Source organism: Sphingobacterium sp. HJSM2_6, from assembly GCF_049316305.1.
Taxonomy (GTDB): Bacteria; Bacteroidota; Bacteroidia; order Sphingobacteriales; family Sphingobacteriaceae; genus Sphingobacterium.
Genome location: NZ_JBMOXB010000003.1, coordinates 228637 through 252364, shown reverse-complemented (window position 1 = coordinate 252364; position 23728 = coordinate 228637). Strand labels below are relative to the sequence as shown.

20 protein-coding genes are annotated in these 23728 nt (G+C 34.1%); 12 read left to right on the top strand and 8 right to left on the bottom strand.

Annotated elements, in window-relative coordinates:
• Window positions 1–454: 454 nt before the first annotated feature.
• The 3 genes from ACFRAE_RS04875 to ACFRAE_RS04865 form a co-directional block, all read right to left on the bottom strand.
• Entirely contained in the window at window positions 455–1192 is a 738-nt protein-coding gene (locus ACFRAE_RS04875) for a hypothetical protein (protein WP_422796001.1), read from the bottom strand.
• A 14-nt stretch (window positions 1193–1206) separates the two neighbouring features.
• Window positions 1207–1992, bottom strand: a complete 786-nt coding sequence (locus ACFRAE_RS04870; RefSeq protein WP_422796000.1) for a hypothetical protein — start codon at window positions 1990–1992, stop codon at window positions 1207–1209.
• 1372 nt (window positions 1993–3364) lie between these two features.
• Window positions 3365–3886: a hypothetical protein gene (locus ACFRAE_RS04865; RefSeq protein ID WP_422795999.1), complete on the bottom strand. Its 522-nt coding sequence runs from the start codon at window positions 3884–3886 to the stop codon at window positions 3365–3367.
• 183 nt (window positions 3887–4069) lie between these two features.
• Here ACFRAE_RS04865 and ACFRAE_RS04860 point away from each other — a divergent pair, with 183 nt between their 5' ends.
• From ACFRAE_RS04860 to ACFRAE_RS04840, 5 genes are all read left to right on the top strand, one after another.
• Complete coding sequence (locus tag ACFRAE_RS04860) at window positions 4070–4570, top strand: hypothetical protein (protein ID WP_422795998.1); 501 nt, start codon at window positions 4070–4072, stop codon at window positions 4568–4570.
• 18 nt (window positions 4571–4588) lie between these two features.
• On the top strand, window positions 4589–5278 hold the full coding sequence (locus ACFRAE_RS04855; protein ID WP_422795997.1) for a GIN domain-containing protein: 690 nt from the start codon (window positions 4589–4591) through the stop codon (window positions 5276–5278).
• A gap of 204 nt (window positions 5279–5482) precedes the next feature.
• The gene (guaA, locus tag ACFRAE_RS04850) at window positions 5483–7033 is read left to right on the top strand and encodes a glutamine-hydrolyzing GMP synthase (protein WP_422795996.1); all 1551 of its coding nucleotides are present in this window, start codon (window positions 5483–5485) and stop codon (window positions 7031–7033) included.
• A complete protein-coding gene (locus tag ACFRAE_RS04845; RefSeq protein WP_422795995.1) occupies window positions 6990–8279 on the top strand; it encodes an ABC transporter substrate-binding protein in 1290 nt (429 codons plus the stop codon). Before guaA ends, ACFRAE_RS04845 begins: the two co-directional genes overlap by 44 nt.
• Window positions 8280–8288: 9 nt before the next feature.
• Window positions 8289–9464, top strand: coding sequence for an RsmB/NOP family class I SAM-dependent RNA methyltransferase (locus ACFRAE_RS04840; RefSeq protein WP_422795994.1), 1176 nt, complete (start codon window positions 8289–8291; stop codon window positions 9462–9464).
• Here ACFRAE_RS04840 and ACFRAE_RS04835 read toward each other — a convergent pair.
• Together ACFRAE_RS04835 and ychF are read right to left on the bottom strand one after the other, a co-directional pair.
• The gene (locus ACFRAE_RS04835; protein WP_422795993.1) at window positions 9461–9928 is read right to left on the bottom strand and encodes a universal stress protein; all 468 of its coding nucleotides are present in this window, start codon (window positions 9926–9928) and stop codon (window positions 9461–9463) included. The two genes, ACFRAE_RS04840 and ACFRAE_RS04835, sit on opposite strands and share 4 nt — an antisense overlap.
• Window positions 9929–10126: 198 nt before the next feature.
• Window positions 10127–11227 (bottom strand): redox-regulated ATPase YchF, encoded by a 1101-nt coding sequence (gene ychF / locus ACFRAE_RS04830; protein WP_422795992.1) that lies wholly within the window; start codon window positions 11225–11227, stop codon window positions 10127–10129.
• Window positions 11228–11488: 261 nt separating this feature from the next.
• Between ychF and ACFRAE_RS04825 the strand changes: the two genes are divergently transcribed.
• From ACFRAE_RS04825 to ACFRAE_RS04810, 4 genes are all read left to right on the top strand, one after another.
• Window positions 11489–11974: a hypothetical protein gene (locus ACFRAE_RS04825; protein WP_422795991.1), complete on the top strand. Its 486-nt coding sequence runs from the start codon at window positions 11489–11491 to the stop codon at window positions 11972–11974.
• A gap of 113 nt (window positions 11975–12087) precedes the next feature.
• A complete protein-coding gene (locus ACFRAE_RS04820; protein WP_422795990.1) occupies window positions 12088–13053 on the top strand; it encodes a polysaccharide deacetylase family protein in 966 nt (321 codons plus the stop codon).
• Between the two features lie 49 nt (window positions 13054–13102).
• Window positions 13103–14887 (top strand): ABC transporter ATP-binding protein, encoded by a 1785-nt coding sequence (locus ACFRAE_RS04815; protein ID WP_422795989.1) that lies wholly within the window; start codon window positions 13103–13105, stop codon window positions 14885–14887.
• A 62-nt stretch (window positions 14888–14949) separates the two neighbouring features.
• Complete coding sequence (locus ACFRAE_RS04810; RefSeq protein WP_422795988.1) at window positions 14950–15939, top strand: 1-acyl-sn-glycerol-3-phosphate acyltransferase; 990 nt, start codon at window positions 14950–14952, stop codon at window positions 15937–15939.
• On the opposite strand, the gene ACFRAE_RS04805 is transcribed toward ACFRAE_RS04810, so the two are convergent.
• Window positions 15917–16519 (bottom strand): DUF4126 domain-containing protein, encoded by a 603-nt coding sequence (locus ACFRAE_RS04805; RefSeq protein WP_422795987.1) that lies wholly within the window; start codon window positions 16517–16519, stop codon window positions 15917–15919. The genes ACFRAE_RS04810 and ACFRAE_RS04805 overlap by 23 nt on opposite strands.
• 210 nt (window positions 16520–16729) lie before the next feature.
• Entirely contained in the window at window positions 16730–17473 is a 744-nt protein-coding gene (fabG, locus tag ACFRAE_RS04800) for a 3-oxoacyl-[acyl-carrier-protein] reductase (protein WP_422795986.1), read from the bottom strand.
• 491 nt (window positions 17474–17964) lie between these two features.
• On the opposite strand from fabG, the gene ACFRAE_RS04795 reads away from it, so the two are divergent.
• From ACFRAE_RS04795 to ACFRAE_RS04785, 3 genes are all read left to right on the top strand, one after another.
• Complete coding sequence (locus tag ACFRAE_RS04795) at window positions 17965–19461, top strand: malate:quinone oxidoreductase (protein ID WP_422795985.1); 1497 nt, start codon at window positions 17965–17967, stop codon at window positions 19459–19461.
• 181 nt (window positions 19462–19642) lie between these two features.
• The gene (gene pnuC, locus ACFRAE_RS04790) at window positions 19643–20260 is read left to right on the top strand and encodes a nicotinamide riboside transporter PnuC (RefSeq protein WP_422795984.1); all 618 of its coding nucleotides are present in this window, start codon (window positions 19643–19645) and stop codon (window positions 20258–20260) included.
• 1 nt (window position 20261) lies between these two features.
• Window positions 20262–21338: an acyl-CoA dehydrogenase gene (locus tag ACFRAE_RS04785; protein WP_422795983.1), complete on the top strand. Its 1077-nt coding sequence runs from the start codon at window positions 20262–20264 to the stop codon at window positions 21336–21338.
• 325 nt (window positions 21339–21663) lie between these two features.
• Here ACFRAE_RS04785 and ACFRAE_RS04780 read toward each other — a convergent pair whose 3' ends face one another.
• Window positions 21664–23532, bottom strand: a complete 1869-nt coding sequence (locus tag ACFRAE_RS04780; RefSeq protein ID WP_422795982.1) for an FAD/NAD(P)-binding protein — start codon at window positions 23530–23532, stop codon at window positions 21664–21666.
• Window positions 23533–23728 lie beyond the last annotated feature (196 nt).

Here is a 23728-nt window from a genome sequence, read left to right as displayed (position 1 = left end):
ATACCAAATTCTTCCTATATCGAGTAATGAAACTATATGCTTAAGAATTTATTCCCCCCAAGAATTCCACTTGATCCATAATTATGTAGACATTTATGTAGACATGAATATTGGGTTATGGTAAAACATTCTCAATCACCTGGTACCATGTTTAAATTTTCAACTGGATTGCATGTTTGGAAAAACAGAATCAAAAAAAATGGTTTTGTATCCCTTTATTTAAAAGTTCAAATTTCCGTTCCAGGAAATATTGATCGAGATTACATTCCCCTTCAAATTGAATGACCCTTACACTTCATTGATTTTGATCAGGTAATTTTAAAAAATAGGTTTAAAGGAGATCCGGATACGAATGATTACAATATGATCATATAACTTAACTAACAAGTATGGTGTATAATAAATAAAGCCTAACTGATTGCTAGGCTATATTTATAGTTTAAGTATTGATAAATTAAATATATTTTAATAATTTTCTAAATAATGAAATTTTTTCTTTAGGAACTTTATTTACATAATCAATTTTTATATGACTAAAGCTTTTTCCTTCTGAGATATAATTTAATTCAACTATTGCTCCCCATAACTTCCCTTTACCCTCTAAATCTAGGTCAATATCAAAAGGTGTATTTAGTGATTGATCTAATATAATTTTTAATAAATTTTCATTTTTGTAGTTAAATTGTAGTTCAATACATTTTTTATTTTTATGTGTTATTTCTCCTATATATTCTAGCTTATAATTTGGTGTTTTTAATTTTTCTGGAAAATTTTTAAATTGAAAAATATTAAATCCAATTAACTCTGATGTATTTAATAAATTTTTATTTAAATATTTAGGATTAATATAGTTATCATTAAAAACGTAAATACTATCGTTAGACATATCAATAACTTCAATTCTCCATAATTTTTCAAATATTGTATCTTTTTTAGGATTACCTTCATTTTTAATATTTCCATAATTTATGATTTTAGTTTCATTCGGTAGCCTTAATAAATAAGAACCAATTTGATATATTGTGTCAATTGAATTGCCAGATAAAGTATTTGAATTACAAATATACATCCAGTTTTTTATTGAATCTTGTTCATTTCCTCGACAAATGTTTGTTAATTTAAAAATTATTAAAAATAGTATTATTGGTAATCCAAATTTCAGTATATTTTTAATTTTAAGTTTTGAACTCATAATATTTATTAAAATTAATTATTACATGGATTTTCATATATTGGATTACCAAAAATATCTTTCCCTATTAATCTAGGTTTTATATATGCTACATAAAGAATTGCACGACTAGAAATTCTTTCCCTTATTGCAAATGTATCTTTTGAACCAGTAATTAAATTACCAGATATCTCGATCCATCCATATGATTCATTGTTTCCAGATGACTCTGTAGTTTGTTGCCAATCCACATAGGCCCCTTTTAAACCTGTAATCCCTTCGATTGCTGATGAAATTCCTGAAATACCAGATATTGCATAAAAACATCCCTCTTCATAACTTCCAAAATTATTAAAATTAATTATAGTTATTTTATTTCCAAATTTTCCAACTGTAGCGTAACCCTTAACCCTCCATAAACCTAATCTATTAGAAATTATATCCCAATTAATTGTTTGATTTCCAGATTCTCCAGGAACCATTACAATACTTGAATAATTTTCATTATAAGCCATAAATTCTGCAATACTAATACCTTCTTCATAATTTTCATTAAAGTCAATATTGATTCTTGATGAAGCTTTTTTATCTTGATTTAATCTTGATTCATTTTGTCTATTGGATTCAAACTTTAAATTTCTTTCAATTGATTTTTTCAAAATTTTTCTACTTGATTCTAATTTGGTGTTTTGTAAAAGATGTTTTAATTTTTCTGTAGAATGTTCATTATATAAAACATTTGAAGAAGGTTCTTGTTGCAATGTTTGCTTAGGTTTTGTTTTTTCTACTGTCTCAACAGGCTCCTTTTTACATGAGTTCATAGAAACAAATGTCAATAAAGTCATTAAGGCGAAATAAATTTTTGATTTTTTATACAACAAATAAATTAAAAATAACTTTATTCAAGTTTAACAATAATTTATTAATTAAGCAATAATACTTTATAATTAAATGGTTAATTGTAAATTATTTTTGAGTTATTTTATTGCATTTTACATGTTTTCTTAATATTATAGAAATTACATTATCGTCAAACATCGGAATATTTAAGAAAGATGACTCTTTAAAAAAATCTTGAATCAACCCATACCTTTTTAGTCGAATAGCATATATTTTATTTTGAATATCCCTAATCAAAAACATTCAAGATTTTTTTTATTTGTTGAGTAATTTTTAGCTTTTCCTAAAATTTTCATTGAAATATCGATTGATGATTTAGAGTTTGGTTTATTTGATAGTGTTGTAAAAAAAATTATTGATCATAAAGTAAAAAATATTTCCTTTAAAAACTTTAATGCTAACAGTTTCAATATTTTTAATTTACAAAGTTTGATAGATAATATTTAAATGATCTAAGGGGCTGACGGACAAAATAGAGAGAAAATTTTCAGAAAAGGATTTAACGGATTATTATTCTGCGGATTTTTCAATATCATTCGGAAGAGAATGGACCAATTCTAGAAAATATAAATATCCAATTGTTATTTACAAGTTTAATGAAGAAGTAACTTTGACAATTTTGGGTTTAGAATTTATTGGCAATAATTAGACTTAAAGTGTTATATGACTAAATTTAAAAATAAGAATTTCGCTAAGCATAAATGGTTCGGCAAAGAAATTATTATGCAGATTATAAATGTGAGTATATATCCAGGTAGGGAGGATGCCCCAATATATACATGCAGGTATTTTTCAAATGGCAAATTTCAAAAAGAAGATTTTTATGGACATGAACTTAATATTGTTGAAGACTAAAATTGCTAACATCACTGTTGACAATTTTAATAAAGAAATGATTATGAGGAAATTAGGAATATCGGCGCTGGGTACTGGAAATAAAGCGAATATGTTTCATATTCGCTTTATTTATTTAAAAACAGCTTTTTTTGGCCGATGCGCTAGGCTGATTTCACTTATTACAATTTATTAGCTATTTATTGATTACTTGTTCAGTGTAATGCATTTCGGTTAGACTTCTTTTAACTGATTCGCCTTGATCGTACAGATGGTTATTATACTCCCTATCCATGGAGTAACTATGGTCATAATCAAATAAATGACAAGTGGATATTTAATTGCCGTTTTATTCTTAATAATCAAGTTTAAAGTATAAATCTTTAGGATGATTTCTGAGAGAATGAAAATTTGCCATAAGGTTAGCAGAAGGTTCACTTGCATAGTCAAAATTAAAGGTTAACTGTTTATGGATGAAATTATGGAAATAATAAATCCTCCTACTATAAGAAGGGCATAAAAAGATAACATAATAACAACCAATATTCCTATAAACTTATAATGCCTTCGAAGGAAATTGAGTGAAACTTGCAGCTCTTCCGAATTATTCTGTAAAATCGCATGTTTAATTTTGGTGCTAAATTTATATAACATCCAAATCGGGGTAATGTAAATGAGTAAAATAACGATTATTACAAAAAAATAAGTTCCTGATAAAATTCCGCTGTATGCTTCCATCCCCACTTGTTTAGAGAACATCTGATTGAAAACACTACTAAACATTGTAGACATAAACAATAATAGGACTAAATAAATTCCGATAATAATTAGTCCGACTAATGAAATGAATTTTGCCCATTTCGCTGTTTCAAGTAAAAAATCTTTAGAAGCTGTCGTTAAAACTAAATTCGGTGGATTTTGTTCATTCAGGTTGTTTGATGGATTTAAAGAATTTGAAAATTCGTTTTCATTGTTTACCATGGCGTTTATAATTTGATTAGTTACCTACTAATATATGCTTTTTAGTTATTTTATTGAATCGATTATTAAAAAATAATAGGATAAATTGGACTTAGGTAAGATTTTTGTAGTTATTGCTAAATGTTAAATTCGTTTTTTATTCTAAGAGATTTAGTATATTAATAAAATATAAGCCATATTAAGATGATACGAATTACAGTTATATCACTAATACTATTATTTTCAGCTAAATTATCTGCTCAGAAATTAGACTTGGATGCGGTTCGTGAGGATTTTAACAAAGGGGTAAAGGATGAGAAGCTGTGTAAGAAATACCTTGAAATTTTAGAATCAGAGGCCGATAATTCAGTCGAAAAAGGTTACGCCGCTGCGTTCCATATGTTTATGGCAAAACATACCTCAAATCCTTTTAAGAAAATGGGATACTTTAAGGATGGAAAGAATAGGCTTGAAAAGGAATTGAAGTTAAATCCAAATAATATCGAGTTAAGATTTATACGCCTTAGTATTCAATATCATATTCCTAAATATTTAGGATATTGTGGGGAGATAGAAGATGATAAAGAGTTTATGGTTAATAACTTACATAAGTTAGCTGATCAAGATATTAAAGAGCTTATATATAAGTATTTAAAAGGTGCTAATATGTATAGTAGCCAAGAGTTAGCTTTGTTGGGACGATAAAACTATAATTTAGCATATATGAAATTTACATTATTACTGTTATTAGCTGTTACGCTGTTTTGTCAATCGGTAGAAGCTCAAATAAAACGAAGTATCAATACCGTAGAAACCTTAAGTGTCACAGACCGATTGTGGGTGTCTGTTATCCCTAGTGATAGGAATGAGGTTATTATTGAAGGAGAATTATCTGAACAGGTGGAACTCTTGCTAGCGGGATCTGAATTAAAATTAAAAATGAAAGCGGGTCATTATCTGAAAGGGAACTTAGCAAGGGTGGTTATCTACACGCCCAGTCTTTCAAAAATTATCGCTAGAAAGGGTGCTGAATTGAATCTAGAAGAAAAATCATTCGAAGGTGAATCCATTCAAATAGTTGCAAGTGAAGGAGCAAAGGTTCGGGCATTATTGACAATGAAATCGGTGGATGTTCAGGTAAATACAGGGGGTACAGTAGATCTATTGGGCAATACGGAGTCTCTGCGTGTAGTTTCTACTGCTGGCAGTTCGCTTTTTGCAAAGGATTTAAATACGCAGGATGTTTTTGTTCGTGTGAATGCCGGTGGAAAGGCCGAAGTTTTTGCTTCTGAAAGTATTGACGCAGAAACCCGTGTGGGCGGGGCAATAGATGTGTATGGTAATCCAAAAGAAAGAAAACAACGTCAAGTTGCAGGTGGTAAAATCAATTTTTACGGAAATAAAAGTTTGTAATTTTCTTTAGTTTGTTAAATATATGGGTAATAGCTTAGTGCTAAATCCGCCGAATAGCTTTTTGGTTTTGTTGAACAGGCTAAATTTTATGCTATAAATACTGCAATAGGATACCTATCGATTAAATATTAGGTAGGTATTGGGAATGAAGTAATAAGTTAAATTTCCTCGTTAAAAATCGATATTGATTTGTAACTTTGCGCCATGTCAGAAAAAATTATCATTCTCGATTTTGGATCTCAATATACACAATTGATTGCTCGTCGTGTAAGAGAACTAAATGTTTATTGTGAAATTCATCCATTTAATAATCTTCCTGAATTTGATGATTCGGTACAAGGTGTAATCCTTTCCGGAAGCCCATATTCTGTAAGGCAAGAAGATGCACCTCAGATTGATTTTAAATCAATTGAACAACGTTTCCCTTTATTGGGCGTATGTTACGGTGCTCAATACATAGCGCAGCAATCTGGCGGTAATGTATTGCCATCGGAGATTAGAGAATATGGTCGTGCTAATTTGCAATACGTTGATCAAGAGAATGTATTATTAAAGGGCATACCTTCGCAGTCTCAAGTTTGGATGTCTCATGGAGACACCATTAAAGAGGTTCCATCAAATTTTAAAATTATTTCTAGTACCGATAAAGTTCGCGTAGCAGCTTATCATGTAGAGGGTACTAATACCTACGGAATCCAGTTTCATCCAGAAGTTACACACAGTACCGATGGACAAGTTTTACTGAAAAACTTTGTGATTGATATTTGTGGATGTAAACAAGACTGGACAGCAGATGCTTTTGTAGATACTACGGTTGAAGAATTGAAAAACACCTTAGGTGATGACCATGTAATTATGGCTTTATCGGGAGGTGTGGATTCGACTGTAGCAGCCGTTCTTTTGCATCATGCGATTGGTGAAAAATTGCATTGTTTCTTTGTAGATCATGGCTTATTACGTAAAGATGAGTATGAACAAGTACTTGAGTCTTATCGTAATATGGGCTTGAATATCAAGGGAGTTAATGCTAAGGAATTGTTCTTTTCAAGGTTAAAAGGTATTTCAGAACCTGAACAAAAGCGTAAGATCATAGGTGCATCATTTATTGATGTATTTGATGATGCCGCGAAAAGTATACAGAAAGAATTACCAGAAGGCGCTGAAGCAAAATGGTTAGGTCAAGGAACCATATACCCAGATATTATTGAATCGATATCTGTTAAAGGTCCTTCAGCGACTATCAAATCTCATCATAATGTAGGTGGATTACCTGATTATATGAAATTAAAGGTTATAGAACCATTAAAGACTTTATTTAAAGATGAGGTGCGTAGGGTTGGAAAGTCATTGGAAGTAGATCCAGCTATCTTAGGAAGACACCCTTTTCCAGGTCCTGGATTAGCAATTCGCGTATTGGGAGAAATTACTGAAGAAAAGGTACGAATTTTGCAAGAAGCTGATGATATCTATATCCGCAATTTAAAAGAAGCGGGATGGTATGATAAGGTTTGGCAAGCAGGAACTATCTTTTTGCCAGTTCAATCAGTAGGAGTAATGGGCGATGAGCGTACCTATGAACATGTTGTAGCATTGAGAGCTGTTGGTTCTTTGGATGGTATGACTGCTGACTGGATTCATTTACCTTATGATTTATTAGCTAAAATTTCAAATGAGATTATTAATCATGTTAAAGGAATCAATCGAGTTGTCTATGATATCAGTTCAAAACCACCAGCAACTATTGAGTGGGAATAAAACAAATTATTTAATTAAAAAATATATGGTCTCAGCAGCATGCCTTGTAGGTATGCTTGCTGCGATTTCTTGTTCCCCAAAAACGACTGCTGTATTACGTAACCCTGGGCATACTGGTGGTAATGTAGGTGCGAATACGGGTGAGCATACTGGTGCTGATACGGATAAAGGAAAAGATTCCAAAAAGGAGGATTTAAAAGCAACTTCCATTGCCTTGATGCTTCCATTTCAATTGGATAAAGTGGCCGGTACTAGTGTAGTAGAAGAGGATGTGAAAAGGTCTGCTTTAGCGCTGGATTTTTATCAAGGATTTCAACTTGGTGTAAATGAGGTTGCAAAAAAAGGGAAAGATGTGACCATCAATGTGATGGATACTGAAGATAATGAGATGAAGAATATTTCATTAGCTTCAAGTAAACATGTTGAAGACGCTAGTCTGATCGTAGGTCCTATTTATCCAAAAGAAATACGCTCTTTTGCGAAAGCAAATACCAATAAGAAAGTGCTTCAAGTAAGTCCGTTGGCTGCGATGATGCCAACCGAGTTTAATATTGCAAATCTTGTTTCATTAACTCCACCTATTCGGATGCATATGCGTTCCATAGTAGAATCTATTGTATCGAAATATAAATCAGGGGATGTAGTGATTGTCTTTGATGCTCGTGACCATGATCATCGGCAATTTATAGAAGGTTTTGATCAAGAGTTGAAAACTAAAAATCCTGCGATTCAAATCAAACATGTTCAATCTGCGACCCAAATAGGACATGAACTGCTAGAGGTAGGGACGGCATTTATTGTTAGTGGAACTACTGAAAAAACGCAATTAAGATCCTTGATCTCCGCTTTGGATGATAAAGTATCTGATGGATTTATGATTCGTTTATTTGGACATCCTTTATGGGATAGAATAGATTTTAGCCCTTATTCCAATTTCTATAGAATGGATCCAACTATTTCTTCTGAAAGCCATTTGAGAGCATGGAATACCGATGCGCAAACTTTTGTGCGTAATTATAAAGCGCTATATAAAGTGGATCCTTCGGATTACTCCTACAAAGGGTATGATGCAGGTCGTTATTTCTCTGCTTTATTAAACAAATACGGTGCAGACTACTCCAGTAAATTGCTGGAAGAAAAGTATCAAGGATTGTTTAATAAATATGAATTTACGTATAATCCGCAATGGGGCTATGTCAATCAAGGAGTCAAATTGAAAACCTATAGGAATGGTTCCTTTCAATAATCTATAGTTTTGGAATTCAACATCAATAGAACACAACAGCATATTCGGAATTTTGAGCGATGCATCAGTTTATATGAACAGCATGAGCCTTTTGCACGCTTTCTAACGACATTTTATAAAACGAATAAACAAATGGGTTCTTCTGATCGAAGAATGAATAACCGTTTGTGCTATAACTTTTTTCGCATTGGGAAGGCATTTTCTTCTTTAAACCATGTAGAAAGACTAGTCATAGCGGAATTTTTGTGCTCAACGGCAAGCGCAGTGGTCGCACTGCATAAGCCTGAATGGCTGGACGTAATGGAAAGCGCCATAGAAGATAAGATTTTAGTTATTGAATCGAATTATGGTCCATTTATGGAGGATGTATTCCCTGGTGTTAGGCATTTGTCCGATCAACTAGATAAAGTTCCATTTATAAGTTCTCATTTTATACAGCCTAATTTGTTTATTCGTGTGCAAAAAGATAAAGTTGCAGCTGTAATCAATGAATTCACAAAACAAGGTATTGACTTTGAACAAATAGGATCTACAACGTTTAGCCTTTCAAACGGGACTAAATTGCAAGATCTAAACAAGATAAATGGGTATTATGAAGTTCAGGATTTATCCTCTCAACAGACGAGTGAATTTATCCCTATAGAGGCGAAGCAATCCTGGTGGGATTGTTGTGCTGCTTCTGGTGGTAAATCGTTAATGATACTGGATAAGGAACCTAACATCAAACTGATGGTGTCGGATATCAGACCAAGTATTCTACGTAATTTGGATGAGCGATTTGAACAAGCTGCTGTGAAGACCTATTATCGTAAAAAGATACTGGATCTAAGTCAAGCTGTAGATCACATCATGCAAGGTGAACGCTTTGATGGAATTCTATTGGATGCTCCCTGTACTGGTTCAGGTACTTGGGGGAGAACTCCAGAAAGCCTTTCTTCCTTTGACGTTAATTCCATCATTAAATTTCAAGATCTTCAAAAGAAAATTGCCTTAAATTCAACGACATATCTTCGTTCTGGTAAATCGTTGATTTATATTACCTGTTCGGTTTTTAAAGAGGAGAATGAACAAGTAGTCGATTATATAATTAATGAATTGGGTTTTGAGTTAATGAGCATGAACTACTTAAAAGGCTATCAACAATGTGCCGACTCCATGTTCATCGCAAGGCTGCAAAAGCCCTAGTCACATTTTAATGGAATGACCAATACGGGGCATGAAGCTTTACGAATTAATGCTTCAGAAATACTGCCTGAAAGGAAGTGATCAAAGCCAGTACGTCCATTATTCCCAATGATAATTAAGTCTGCCGCCCATTCTTTTGCGGCAGCTAAAATCTCATCACGGATATCACCAACTCGATTAAACGTATATGTTTCTTTAGCGCCATTAAATTCAGTAGCTAGACGGTTTAAAAACTCTTGAGAAGCTTGCTGTTGGATTTCCGATACTTCTGCGATAATGATAGGTTGCTGCCCCAATAAAGGGTCTCCACCATAAGCTGAAGGCGAGGTAGGAGGAACTACGGTCACTATAGCAAGGGTTGGATGAATATCATTCACAATATCTCGAGCATAATCGATTGCACGGTGAGAACAAGGGGAGTCATCAACCGCCAATAGTATTCTAGAAAATTTATTCGTTATCATAATGGTATAGTTTATTTCCTATCTAAATTACAAAAATGCTTCGATTTAGTTTTTTATTTTCTTCAATTAGCCGTGTTTATTTAATTATAAATGTGTGAGTTACAAATTATGGGTAGCCTGTATTACACAAAAAAGGGCTGAATCTTTGATGATTCAGCCCTTTTCTAATGTTGTTAACTTGTTTTAAGTTATTTAATATTATACGTTGAAACGGAAATGCATGATGTCACCATCTTCAACGATGTATGTTTTTCCCTCTACACTCAATTTACCAGCCTCTTTAACCGCATTTTCTGATCCATATTGCGTGAAATCTTGGTACTTGATTACTTCGGCACGAATAAATCCTTTTTCAAAATCTGTATGAATAACACCTGCTGCTTGTGGTGCGGTAAACCCTTTCTCTATGGTCCAAGCACGAACTTCTTGTACTCCAGCAGTAAAATAAGTTGCTAAATCTAATAAATGGTATGCTGCACGAATCAATTTATAAACACCAGATTCTTCCAAACCAAGATCATCTAAAAACATTTTTCGCTCTTCATAGTCTTCCAACTGCGCAATCTCCGATTCTATTTGAGCAGATATCACCAAGACTTCCGCTTTTTCATCCTTTACAGCTTCACGTACGCGTTCTACATAAGCGTTTCCGGTATTCACAGAGGCTTCATCCACATTACAAACATACAATACAGGTTTTGCTGTCAATAAGGTCAAGTCTTCGATGAATTCCAAGTCTTCAGGAGCAATAGGTGCAGTACGCGCTGATTTTCCTGATTCTAAATGGTCTTTTACAACCGATAATACATCAAAGGTCTTTTTCGCATCTTTATCACCACCAGTTTTGGCCATCTTTTCTACCTTTTGGATGCGTTTTATCACCGTATCTAAATCTTTTAACTGCAATTCAGTATCGATAATTTCTTTATCACGAATCGGATCTACCGAACCATCCACATGGATTACATTACCATCATCAAAACATCTTAATACATGGATAATTGCATTGGTAGTACGGATATTTCCTAAAAATTGATTTCCTAAACCTTCACCCTTTGACGCGCCTTTTACTAAACCAGCGATATCAACTATTTCGATAGTATTTGGAACAATACGTTGTGGATTAACTAATTCAGCTAGCTTATTCAATCTCTCATCAGGAACTGTAATTACTCCAATATTTGGCTCAATGGTGCAGAACGGAAAGTTTGCTGCTTGCGCTTTTGCATTGGATAAACAGTTGAATAAAGTTGATTTGCCTACATTAGGTAGGCCTACGATACCACATTGTAATGCCATAATTTCTTTTTGTTAAAATTGCGACAAAGATACAAATTTGGCTTAAAATAACAGGTAGATTCCTTAGGTATTTACTTATTTATAAACTTATATGTATTCGTTAAATTTTAAAAGCATTCTACAAATTAATAGATTGATTTTAAGTAAAGTAATGAATGATTTCTATTTTTTTTAAGTGTAAGGTTAATCCTTTTATATCATCCTAAGGTCATAAGGATATAAAATAATTAATAGGATTAACAAAAAATAGAAGGAGGATATATGAAAAAGTTATTTTACGCTACCTTGTTTTTAGGATTTATTTTTATTGCGAAACCCGCATCAGCTCAGATTAATGTTAGCTTTAATATAGGTGTTCAACCCAATTGGGGTCCTGCAGGTTATGATTATGCACGATACTATTATTTACCTGAAATTGATGTATACTATGATGTCTCTAATCGGAATTATCATTATTACAATGGTAGACGTTGGATAGCTAATCGCCATTTACCTCGTCATTATAACCGAGTAGATTTATACAGAACATATAAAGTAGTCATCAATGATCGTAACCCATGGAATAACCATCGTCGTCATCACGATCATTACCACGGCTATAGCAGAAACTATAAGCAAGTTGCATGGAGAGATCATAAAGAAGCTAGACGTTACGAAAAATCTAGAAATATGGAGATCAGACGTATTGAAAAAGCACACGGAAAGCACCACAAAAAAATGGATAAACGATATCCATACCATAGGTAAGCTATAAACTACATTTGACAAAATTTAAAAAGGGGTTAAATCATTAACCCCTTAATTATTTATAATTTATCTGAAATATTATTACTTTTGAAAAAAAATTAATTCATTGTGCTGTGGATATTTTGAAGAACACTTTTATTGCTGGTATTTGCTTATTTATTTCTATAACCTTTCTTTCATCATGTAATCCATTTGTAGGTTCGGCTACCCAAATCTTTGGAAGTGATTCTAGTAAAAATGATCAATTAAATTCTGAAAAAAAGCTAGTAAAAGATACCACGAAATTAATGGATCTCTTGGATTCATTGAATAAAAATAAAATTCAATTTCCAGCTGTTGATTCCTTAAATACGGTAGAACCTAGAGTTGCGAAACGACTATTGCGAGATTCTATTTATAGGGAACTGAATAAAAAAGATAAACATATCTACCTTACTTTTGATGATGGACCATTGATTGGTAGTTCAGCAATAGATTCCATTATTTCCGCAAAAAATATTAAAATCAATGCCTTTCTTGTTGGTAAACATGCCAATATGAGCAAACGCCTGAAACGCGATTTTTTACGTTACAAAGAAAATCCATTGGTCGAATGTTACAACCATAGTTACACCCATGCAGGTAATCGTTTTCATGCATTTTATAGCAATCCCGAATTGGTATTAGCTGATTTTGAAAAATGTGAAACCGATTTAGAATTGACGCATCGAATTGTGCGATTACCAGGAAGAAATATATGGCTATTTGATGATGTTCGTCGTGTGGATTTAAGTTCAGGTAGTCATGCTGCAGATTTGTTAGGCGTAAATGGATTTAAAATATATGGATGGGATGTCGAGTGGAAAATCAATGGACTTACAGGAAATCCTGTACAGTCTGTAAACGAAGTATATCAGCGTATCCAGAATATGTTGTCCAATAAGTCGACTTTAAAAGCAAACAATGTGGTATTGCTCATGCATGACGATATGTTTCAAAATAAAAAAGGTCAAGCATTATTGACTGGATTAATCGATAGTTTAAAACAACATCAGGATTATAAGTTTGAATTCATTTCCCAATATCCAATAAAATATTAGTTGGAAAGGTTTTGGTTAAACTTTTACGCTCCTTTAATGTTTAACCAATATGACCATAAGCTACCTTTTCAAAAAAATAACACCTTTTACCAAGCCTTATAAAAACCTCATATGCTACACCCTGGTATTAACCATCATTGGGTCATTTGCAGCTCAGGTGAACGCTTTTATCCTAAAATATACGGTAGATAGTATCAGTGTTCTTTTAGTCGATAAAACACCCCTTAAAACAGGTCTGCACTTATTGGGGATCATATCAGCCATTTTACTTGCCAAAGAGGTTATATATTCCTGTGTTCAGTTTGGACAAAAGTTTTATGGTGAGAAGCTGAGAATCATGATTGCTAGGGATTTTTCACAATCCATAGTAAATAAGATATTAACCTACAAAATGGCTTTTTACACGTCTAGTGTAAACGAATCGGGCAAGCTACAAACCCGAATAGATGCCGGAATTAGTTCATTAACACGATTAGTACAAAACTTTTTTATCGATATCCTACCATTGTTTGCCAATGCTATAGTTGCCTTAGTGTGTATGTTTCTCGCTAACTTCTATGTAGGGCTTGTCGGATTGTTTATTATTCCAATTTACTTTTATGTATCTCAATTACAAGCAAATAGATTGTCTGGTTTTCGTCGTAACATGCGGTTTTATCGGGAAAACAAGAACAATCAAATCATTAATTTAATTGATTCTATTTCCGTAATAAAGTCTTTTGTACGGGAAGATATAGAAGCCGAACGTCATAAGCAAATTCAATATGACATGACTGAAAACCAAATGGCCACCCGTAAAACCAGTTTCATATTTGATAGCATAAAAAGCTTTATCGAACAAATTGGTGTGGTTATAGTCATTATCCTCACAGCTTACTTTGTATTGAATGAGCAAATGTCCATAGGTGCGATTATGTTTCATATCATGTTATTTAATAACGTTTCCGCGCCCATTCGCCAATTACATCGTATATATGATGAAGTCAACGATGCATTAATCTATTCAGAAAGTTTCTTCGAAATACTGGAGGATGATAGCCAACATGAACCTAGCGGGACCTATAAGCCTGAACGAATTGTTGGAAAGATCGAAATGAAGCATGTTGATTTTGTATATCCAAATGGTCATCAAGCTTTAACCGACGTCAATTTAACCATAAATCCAAATCAAAATACAGCCCTAGTAGGTTTGTCTGGCGCAGGAAAAAGTACAATAATCAATCTGTTAGATAAGTTTTACGAGCCGAGTGCTGGAGAAATTCTTTTAGATGGTGTCGATATAAAAGAATACGATACCTCTTATCTTCGCCAGCGGATTGGATTAGTCTTGCAAAGAAACCATATTTTTAAAGGAACTATCGCAGAAAATATACGATATGGCAAAACGAGTGCTACCTTAGCCGAAGTCGAAGAGGCTGCAAGAAAAGCGTATATTCACGATCAGATTATGGAATTGGAAAGAGGCTATGAATCGGAAGCCCATTTATTATCAGGAGGACAGCAGCAGCGCATCGCGATTGCTCGCTTATTTTTAAAAGATCCCGCCATAATCTTTTTGGATGAGCCTACGGCAAATTTGGATGCCATTGCGACCGAACAGATTAAAAATAGCTTAGACTCTATTAAAAAAGGCAGAACAGTCATTATGGTGTCGCATAGCATATCGCAGATCATCGATTCTGAACACATTATTGTGATGGAAAAAGGTCGAGTAGTGGAAGATGGTACGCATGATGAGTTGTTTGATAAGCAGCAGGTATACCATAAGATATTCAGTGCCATGGCCAATAGTCTAAATATTCAAAAAATAACAGATTCGATGAAAGAAGATTAATTTAGAAAATTAGGCTTACTTTTTGATTATCAATAAAAAATAACACTTAATCGTAAAATTCTATGTTTTTTTACCGCTTAATGCAATCATTTGTTCGATTCGGCTTAAAATGGTATGTGACTGATTTACAATGTAAAAATTTAGATTATGCAGCGCATAATCTTCCTGCTATAGTCGTCGCAAACCATCCGAATTCATTTTTCGATGCTATACTTATCGCGGCCTATTCAAAAAATGAAATGAGGTTTTTAGCGCGTGGAGACGCATTTAAACATACTTGGAGTCATTGGATGCTTCGAAATCTTTTTATGCTGCCCATTTATAAGCGAAATGACGATCCCGACGCAGCAGTTAAGAATGCCTTTACGATGGATGAAGCGGTTAAATTAATGCAAGAAGGTAAGCGCATCTTCCTATTCCCCGAAGGAGTATCAAGAAATGTATATCAATTGCAACATTTTATGCCAGATGGCATTAGTCAATTGATTCAACGAGCCGTGCAAAGAGATGTACCCGTACAAATACAACCTTATGTTTTAGCCTATAGTTCCTTTGATTATGTTCCAAAGGCGGCCTCCCTAGAAGGGTTATCGCCATTAGACTGTACCAATTATATGGTCAATGGGGTAGTAGATGTTTCTGTGGTGCTTTCCGGATTGCGGGAGAAAATGGAGTTTAGTATCCCTAGCGAATCCATTGATCCAAGGGCTGTAAAAAACAATTCGAAAGAATGGATGAAAATTCCTGCACAAATTGGTCAGCTTTTGCATCAACAGCTTTATCGATATGTTAAAGCACAAGTAAAATTAAAAACCGATGGCACCATATTCTTTGATTCCATATTATTTGGAGTCCTATTATTTGGATACCCAGTACTCGTACTGCTTTTGAGTTGGATAATTGGCAGTTTAGTTGGGTTTTGGACAGGCTTCATGATATTCATTTTATTGCCCCTTAGCTCATATTGTTGGGTAAATTATTCCCCTATTATCGTAGATAAGGAAATACACCATAACAGAAAAAATGCGCTTAATAAGAAGAAGGCTGTTTAGGTTTTGTTTGTAATTTATTCCAAATCTTCTTGCTGAATTTATACGTCATCAATAAAAGTATTGCAACCAATACGATGGCAAGTATAGGCAAGAATATGGATATAAAACTCATGATCGTGGAAAAGAGAGTCTCTACGGTACTTACTATAGGGTTAGCTATGCCAGCTGTCGTGGAGGAGCTAAGTGCTCGAGTCCCAGCCATGGCAGCACTGATAGTCGCCGCTGTTCCACCCCCAGCAATTAATCCCAAAGCCCATTGTACAAAACTATTGATTTCGGTAAACTGACCAGCGACTAAGATCGTTCCAGCGACTGTGGCTAGTGGAACTGTGATGCTATCTAGCACATTGTCTATAAATGGTAGGTAGTATGCCGCAATTTCGCAAACCATCGCGATACCGGTCCCTATAACCACTGATATCCCACTCATCCAAGAAAATGACGCCGCCAATGGAAACCAACCCAAATAACTTCCTAAACTGATTAAAAAGATAGGGAGAAATACTCTAAAGCCCGTAGCAGCAGCTAAACCAACGCCCACAAATAAGGAAATAAGGTAAGGAATATATTCAGTCATCATCAGTTATTTGAATTCTAATTAGCAATTATCTTTCCATAATTTTCACCTGAATATGGATTTGAATAAATAAGTGTGTAGAGACTAAAGTAAAGGAAAGAAAATAGCAAGTTTTAAGGAGCGGGGACCAGGCGAATGTGGATGGTATGATTCGCTAGAATATTTAGAAAGATTGAAGATTTTGAGTTTCCTCAATCTTTCTAAAGATGGATTCTATAACATACCGCCACAAACTGGAATTACTTGTCCAGTAACGTAGGCCGATAAATCGGATGCTAAAAATAAACAGGTATTGGCAACATCTTCCGGTTCACCTGCACGTTTCAATGGAATATTTGCTTCCCAGCCTTCTACTACTTTCGGATCTAAGACCTCGGTCATTTCAGTTCTAATAAATCCTGGTGCAACCACATTCGTACGAATATTTCTCGAACCAAGTTCTTTTGCCAATGATTTCGAAAATCCTATAATACCAGCTTTAGATGCAGCATAATTAGCTTGTCCAGCATTTCCTTGAACACCCACTACCGAACTCATATTGATGATACTTCCTTTACGATTTTTCATCATAACTTTGGAAGCCGCTTTTGAAATATTAAAAATAGACTTCAAGTTAATATTAATGACATCATCCCAATTTTCTTCGGTCATGCGCATTAATAGCCCATCTTTGGTAATCCCTGCATTATTAACAACAATGTCTAAGGTTCCAAAATCTGCGACAATATCAGTAATGAGTTGATCCGCTTCTGCAAATTTGGAAGCATCGCTACGATAGCCCTTTACCTGGGTGCCAAATTGTTGAAGTTCTTGTTCTAGTGCCTGGCCTTTTTCAACGGAGGATAGGTAAGTGAAAGCTACATTTGCGCCGTGTTGAGCAAATACTTCTGCAATCTTACGTCCAATTCCTTTTGACGCTCCGGTCACTAATGCGGTTTTTCCGGCTAACAATTTCATAGATTTTAACTTATGTAAGTGAATATACAATCACAAATGTGAAAAATAAAGCGCATAATACAAAAAAAATACTGCTTCTAAGGTGTTAATAACATATTTTAAGCGCACTTATGTTGCTTGTGAACCCATATACTCGGTCTGAAAATTTTAATTTTTAGGAGTTTAAAAAATATTTTTACGGTAATTGATTTTTCAGAAAGATTTGTTAAAAATTGAGCTTGTGTATTTCTTTTGCAAGTAGTTTAATTTTAATGAAATTTTATTCTTACAATTCGGTAATATAAGCAACTATTAGGTTGTATTTTTACAAAATATTGCTTATAAGTTTGGATAAGGAAGCCTGTCATCAACTTTGATGGAAGTTACAGGCTGAGAAAAATAAATAAATAGATTGTATATTTTGATAAAAATGTAATTATTTGAAACGTTTCTGACAAATTTATTCGCTTTAATTTAAACTGAATATTAATTTTGTACTTCATTTAAGAACCATGGGTAAAAAAACAAAGAAAACGGAAGTAGATGTTGTTTTGATTGGTGGCGGTATCATGAGTGCAACATTAGGAACGTTGATTAATGAATTAAGTCCGGATATCAATATCGAAATTATAGAGCGACTGGATGTCGTCGCTGCAGAGAGTTCAGATGCATGGAACAATGCAGGAACTGGACACTCAGCACTTTGTGAGTTAAACTATACACCCGAACAGGCAGATGGTAGTGTAAAGATTGATAAAGCAATCAGCATCGCAGAACAATATGAAATTTCTAAACAGTTTTGGTCCTATTTGGTCGAAAAGAATATCATTAAAAACCCCAGCCATTTTATACGTCGTGTCCCACACATGTCTGCCGTTTTTGGCGAGAAAGATGTAAAATTTCTAAAAACAAGATTTGAAACCCTGACCAAACATCATTTGTTTAAGGGTATGGAATATACTGAAGATCCTGCTTTGTTAAAGACATGGGTACCATTAATGCTGGAGGGGCGCTCTGCCGAAGAACCTATCGCCGCTACTAAAATGGAGATTGGAACTGATGTGAACTTTGGCGCACTTACCAAAGATTTAATTACTTACTTAGACGCTAAGGATAATATTAAATTATCACTCAATCAAGAAGTGAAAGATATAGAACGTGAAGATGACGGTCGTTGGGAAGTGGAAGTAAAAGATCTTAAAACGGGGGAGAAAAGAGAGCTCTTAGCAAAATTTGTTTTTATAGGGGCAGGAGGACATTCCTTGTTATTATTGGAAAAATCTGGTATCCCTGAAGCAAAAGGCTATGGCGGTTTTCCAGTAGGAGGCCAATGGTTGAGATGTACAAATGAAGAAATAATTAAACAACATAATGCCAAAGTGTATGGTAAGGCTTCTGTTGGTGCTCCACCGATGTCTGTTCCACATTTAGATACACGTTATATCGATGGTAAACAAGCCTTATTGTTTGGGCCTTATGCTGGATTTTCAACAAAGTTCTTGAAAAAAGGTTCTTATTTTGATTTACCGGCTTCCATCAAATTATCGAATATCCGACCTATGCTTTCTGCTGGCTTGGACAATTTACCTTTAACCAAATATTTAATTACCGAGGTCATGAAAAAACCTCAGGATAAATTAGATGCCTTAAAGCAGTTCATGCCTACGGCTAAAATGGAAGATTGGGAAATCGAAAAAGCTGGTCAACGGGTGCAAGTGATTAAGAAAGATCCTAAACATGGCGGAATTTTAGAATTTGGTACCGAGGTGGTTTCGAGTGCAGATGGATCTATTGCAGCCTTATTAGGCGCTTCTCCGGGTGCTTCTACTTCGGTAGCTATCATGATCAACTTGCTGAAGAGATGTTTCCCTGAGCGTGCTAAATCAGACTCTTACCGTAAGAAATTGAGAGAAATGATCCCTACTTGGGGCAAGAAAATAAATGATGATGCTGCACTTTGTGAATCTACTCGTCAAAGAACGCATCAAATTTTGAATTTGAATAAATAATTATAAAATATGGGGTGCTTTGGTGTCTTAATTTAATTAAGACACCTAAAGGGCTGAGATTATACCCATTTCTGAATTTTATTCAGAATGAACCTGATCCAGGTAATTCTGGCGTAGGAAAATAATTTTAAAGTCTAAAGAGAAGGCATTTCCATTGTTATTAGTGTTAAATTACTATACTATGGAAGATATAGCTCATCAAATTTGGTTAGCCATTGTACAAACTTCTTGGCTAGAACGTATTTCTGTCATCTGCGGAGTCATTCAAGTCATCCTTTCTAAAAACAATCAAGTTTCCAATTATTTATTCGGTATCATCAGTATCTGTACCGCCATATTTGTCCTCTTTTCGGCAAAATTATACGGTGAGATAGCATTGCAGGGGTATTATCTGTTCATGAGTATTTATGGCTGGTGGTTCTGGAAATATGCTACAGGCACTAAGGAGCAGCCCATATCTTCTTGTAGCAATCGGGAATGGCAAATTGTATTGGCAATTGTATTCATCGGTTTTGTATTTTTTTATTTTTTATTAGAGCATATTACTAATTCCGATGTTCCGATGTGGGATGCCTGGGTTACCTCTACGGCATGGGCAGGCATGTGGTTATTAGCTAAACGGAAAATAGAAAATTGGATATTGCTGAATATTAGTAATCTATTTGCAGTTCCTTTATTATACCACAAAGGATTATATCTATTTGCTTTATTGACAAGCATTCTTTTTATCATCGCTATTTTAGGGTATTTCAATTGGAAAAGGCTGATGAAAAAGGACAAAGAAATCGCTACTCTATAATATGTTTACCCTTCAGGAAATTGAAAATTTAAAAAATTGGCAATCGTTAGCGATCGCGAATAAATCACTGACTCAAGAGCAACTAAGTTGGTTATATACCCATAAATGGTTTAATCTATGGGTTCCAATACCGTATAATGGTTTGGAGTTGAGTTTAGTGGATGGATTAAACCGTTTGGAAGAACTTGCGTATAGGGATGGAGGTTTGGCTTGGACAGTTACTCTTTGTTCTGGAGCGAATATGTTTGTCGGATTTATAAACCAAGAGTTCGCGACTAAACTATGGGAAAATCCTCAAATTTGTCTTGGTGGTAGTGGGCAAATCGCTGGTAAGGCAGATTGGAATGGTGAATCTTATATACTTTCTGGTTTTTGGAAATATGCAACAGGATCACCGCACCTAACTCATTTTACCTTAAATGCCCCTATATATCATGCCGGTATTCCGCAATGGAATGCGGAAGGTGAAGCATTGGTCCGTTCATTCGTGATACCTCGGGAACATGTATTGCTACACTATGATTGGAATTCTATGGGGCTTGAATGTACTGCAAGCCATAGTTTTTCAATAGATCGATTAGTTGTGGACGAGAAAAATACATTCCAATTAGTCGCTGAAGCGAAAACAAATGCCTCACCTATATTCGATATTCCATTTATTTCTTTCGCAGAAATGACCCTAACGGTTAATTATTTAGGGATGTATCGCCGATTTTTAGACCTTATGGAAAAGTACTTATTCGAAAAATCAAAAGTTAATACAATCAATCAAGATCTTATCAAGAAAAGGTTTAGCGTATTGGATCAAAAGCAAGTGAAATTTCTTAGCGATAAAACACAGTTAATGGATTTATTTATGCAAGCTTGGAACAATGCCGTAAGTGCTCAGTTCGATTTGAATATTATTCTGTATCAACGTATTTCTGCTGATTGTCGTAAAATAGTAAGTTTACTGTATGAGGATTTGAATGAATTATTTCCTTGGACTGGAATTCGAGGGATTCAAATGGATGAGGAACTAAATATAGTATATAGAAATTTATTGACTGCTAGACAACATGCTTTATTGCAAGATTGATAGAAGTTAATGGATAAACATATTTAAGAGAAAAGTAATGTTGAAGTAAGTAGGATGGGGTAGGCAGTAGATTGGGTAAGAGTAGTTGAAGATTATTTGATGGGGGATTTTAATCCTCTTCAGCATTAAAATCGTCGCCATCAAATAAGAACTCCTGAAAAAATGGAGTGTTTTCTAAAATTAAAATTTCGTCTTTTATCATATTAATTATTTTTAATAATCAAAAATAAGCATTCATCATGTATTCAATATTAGGATACTGTTAAGTAATTATGAATAGTATCAATTAGGTTGTTTATTCCCCGAGCTCAAAAATGCACATCGTTTAAATCACTGTAAAATCGGCTACGCTTATTAATTCTTTGGGGAAGTTATTCTCAATTTTCTGAATCGTCTTTAATGCCCAAAAATATGCAAAATTGTTTTTCTCCTTACAAAGATGGTCATTGTGTAATACCGCACCTTCTGTAGGTGTACCGTATAAATATATCAAATGGTTGGAAGTTAATTGTTTGAGTTTTCCATTTTTATTTATAGCAATTTTGCCAGTATGGTAGCTGCCATTGACTAATTCGCGAATTATTTTCTTTTGATATAATTTGTTAATAAGTTGACAATTACCCATTCTTAAATTCAGTTTTGCCACCCTAGCCTCAATCAAGTAATCAAATGTTTTTTCAACATGATTGGATTTAATGCAAATTTTGTCTTCTAAAACGCTAACCTCAGGTTCTTCGTAATAAATAAATTTAATGTAGCCTTCTGTCAATAAACAAAAGAATTTTTCAACATTAATCCTTGCGGGACCTAAGGCTAACTGGGTCAATGGGCCTAGCCAGTCTTGATCGAATTTCTCCTGCGATTTACCCTTCAGATTTGAAAAATTGTATAATTTTCTCATCTGAAAAAATGATTCCCGTACAGCAGCTAATGCGGTACTCATCGGACTAAATAATTCTCCGGCATCCATAAAACGAAGGCAATAGATACTTAAATCTGTTATAAATTCATTAAAGTTTGCCTCAGGGGATACTCTAGAATAACTAATCGGGTCTGTCAATGCATTTATGGTGAATCGTTCATCATCTTGCCGTTCCTCAATAAATTTCAAGATCTCTTCTTCAGGTGCATCCACTAAATGTTCTAAACGGGAATAAAAAGCATATTTTACTTCTAAGTCTAGGGTAGGGAAAATGTCTTTCTGAAAATTTTTCGTTTTTTTTGTGGCTAATAACTGCTCAATAAACTCATTAGTAAAAAACTTGGGTTGATATTTTTGATCTTTCCAAAAGATATTATTTGGTAATATAGGCAAGTTAGTTTTTGAAAATGGAAACAAAATAGGCTCATTACCTGAAGGTAAATATTTTAATTCCTGATCATTTTTATAAAAAATGCCTCCTCTTCCCTCGGTTAAATATAACATGACATCGATAAAGCTTAACCCTATACCACGAATAGCCACTTCTGATTTGGGACGTATATGATCTAATTGTTGGAGCGGGTAGGGTTCTGAAATATAAGAAACTTCGCTAGACGCATTGTTTATAATAGCTTCTGGAATAATATTCTGAAAAGAATGCCCTGTAGCCAACAAGATGGATTGGTATTTATAAGGTAAAACTTGCTGATTTGCAGTCAACTTAATGTACTTTTTGGTCAAGGAAATATCTTCAATTTTACCTTGAATGAGGTGAATACGGATATTCGATTTATGGGCTTGTAATATGGATAATAAGGAATCTATTAAATACCGGCCAAATAATTCCCGCGTGCACAAATCTTCATTCTGAACGGTTTGATTACATGTTTTGTGTTTTTGTATCCAAGCTTTTAAACTAGCGTGTTTTTCCTCATCTAGCTTCCATTCTTCTTCTTCCCAACAATTAACATCGGCAATGCATTGATTCAACAACAGGTAGTCTGGTAAATCGGGCTGATAATGTGGTCCAGAACCAAAATTTGGATTTGAATTAAACCAATGAATTTGAACGTTTGTATTTAAACCCCTGCGATCACATAACGTTAAGAACTGCGTTAAAGCATAAAAACCTTTAGGTCCTCCACCAATAATAGAAATGTAATGCGATTCTTTATCGGCCACATCAATTTCATCAATTTTTTTTACGAGTTGTTGCAGTTGTTCAGGCTTTTGAATGATAGCTGAGCATACATGTGAAGAATTCCATATCATACGCCTCTAAATTAATAAAAAGAAGTGCAATTTTTGCTGTAAAATAGTCGTGTGTGTTAATAAGTTTAAACTACAAAATAGTATTGAATAATCAAAATCTAATTTTTGCTATAAATGTGTAAATAAAATTTCATATCGTAATTCGAATTGCCGTATTAGCTAAATCTATTTTATTCACATGTAAAGCAAGTTTACT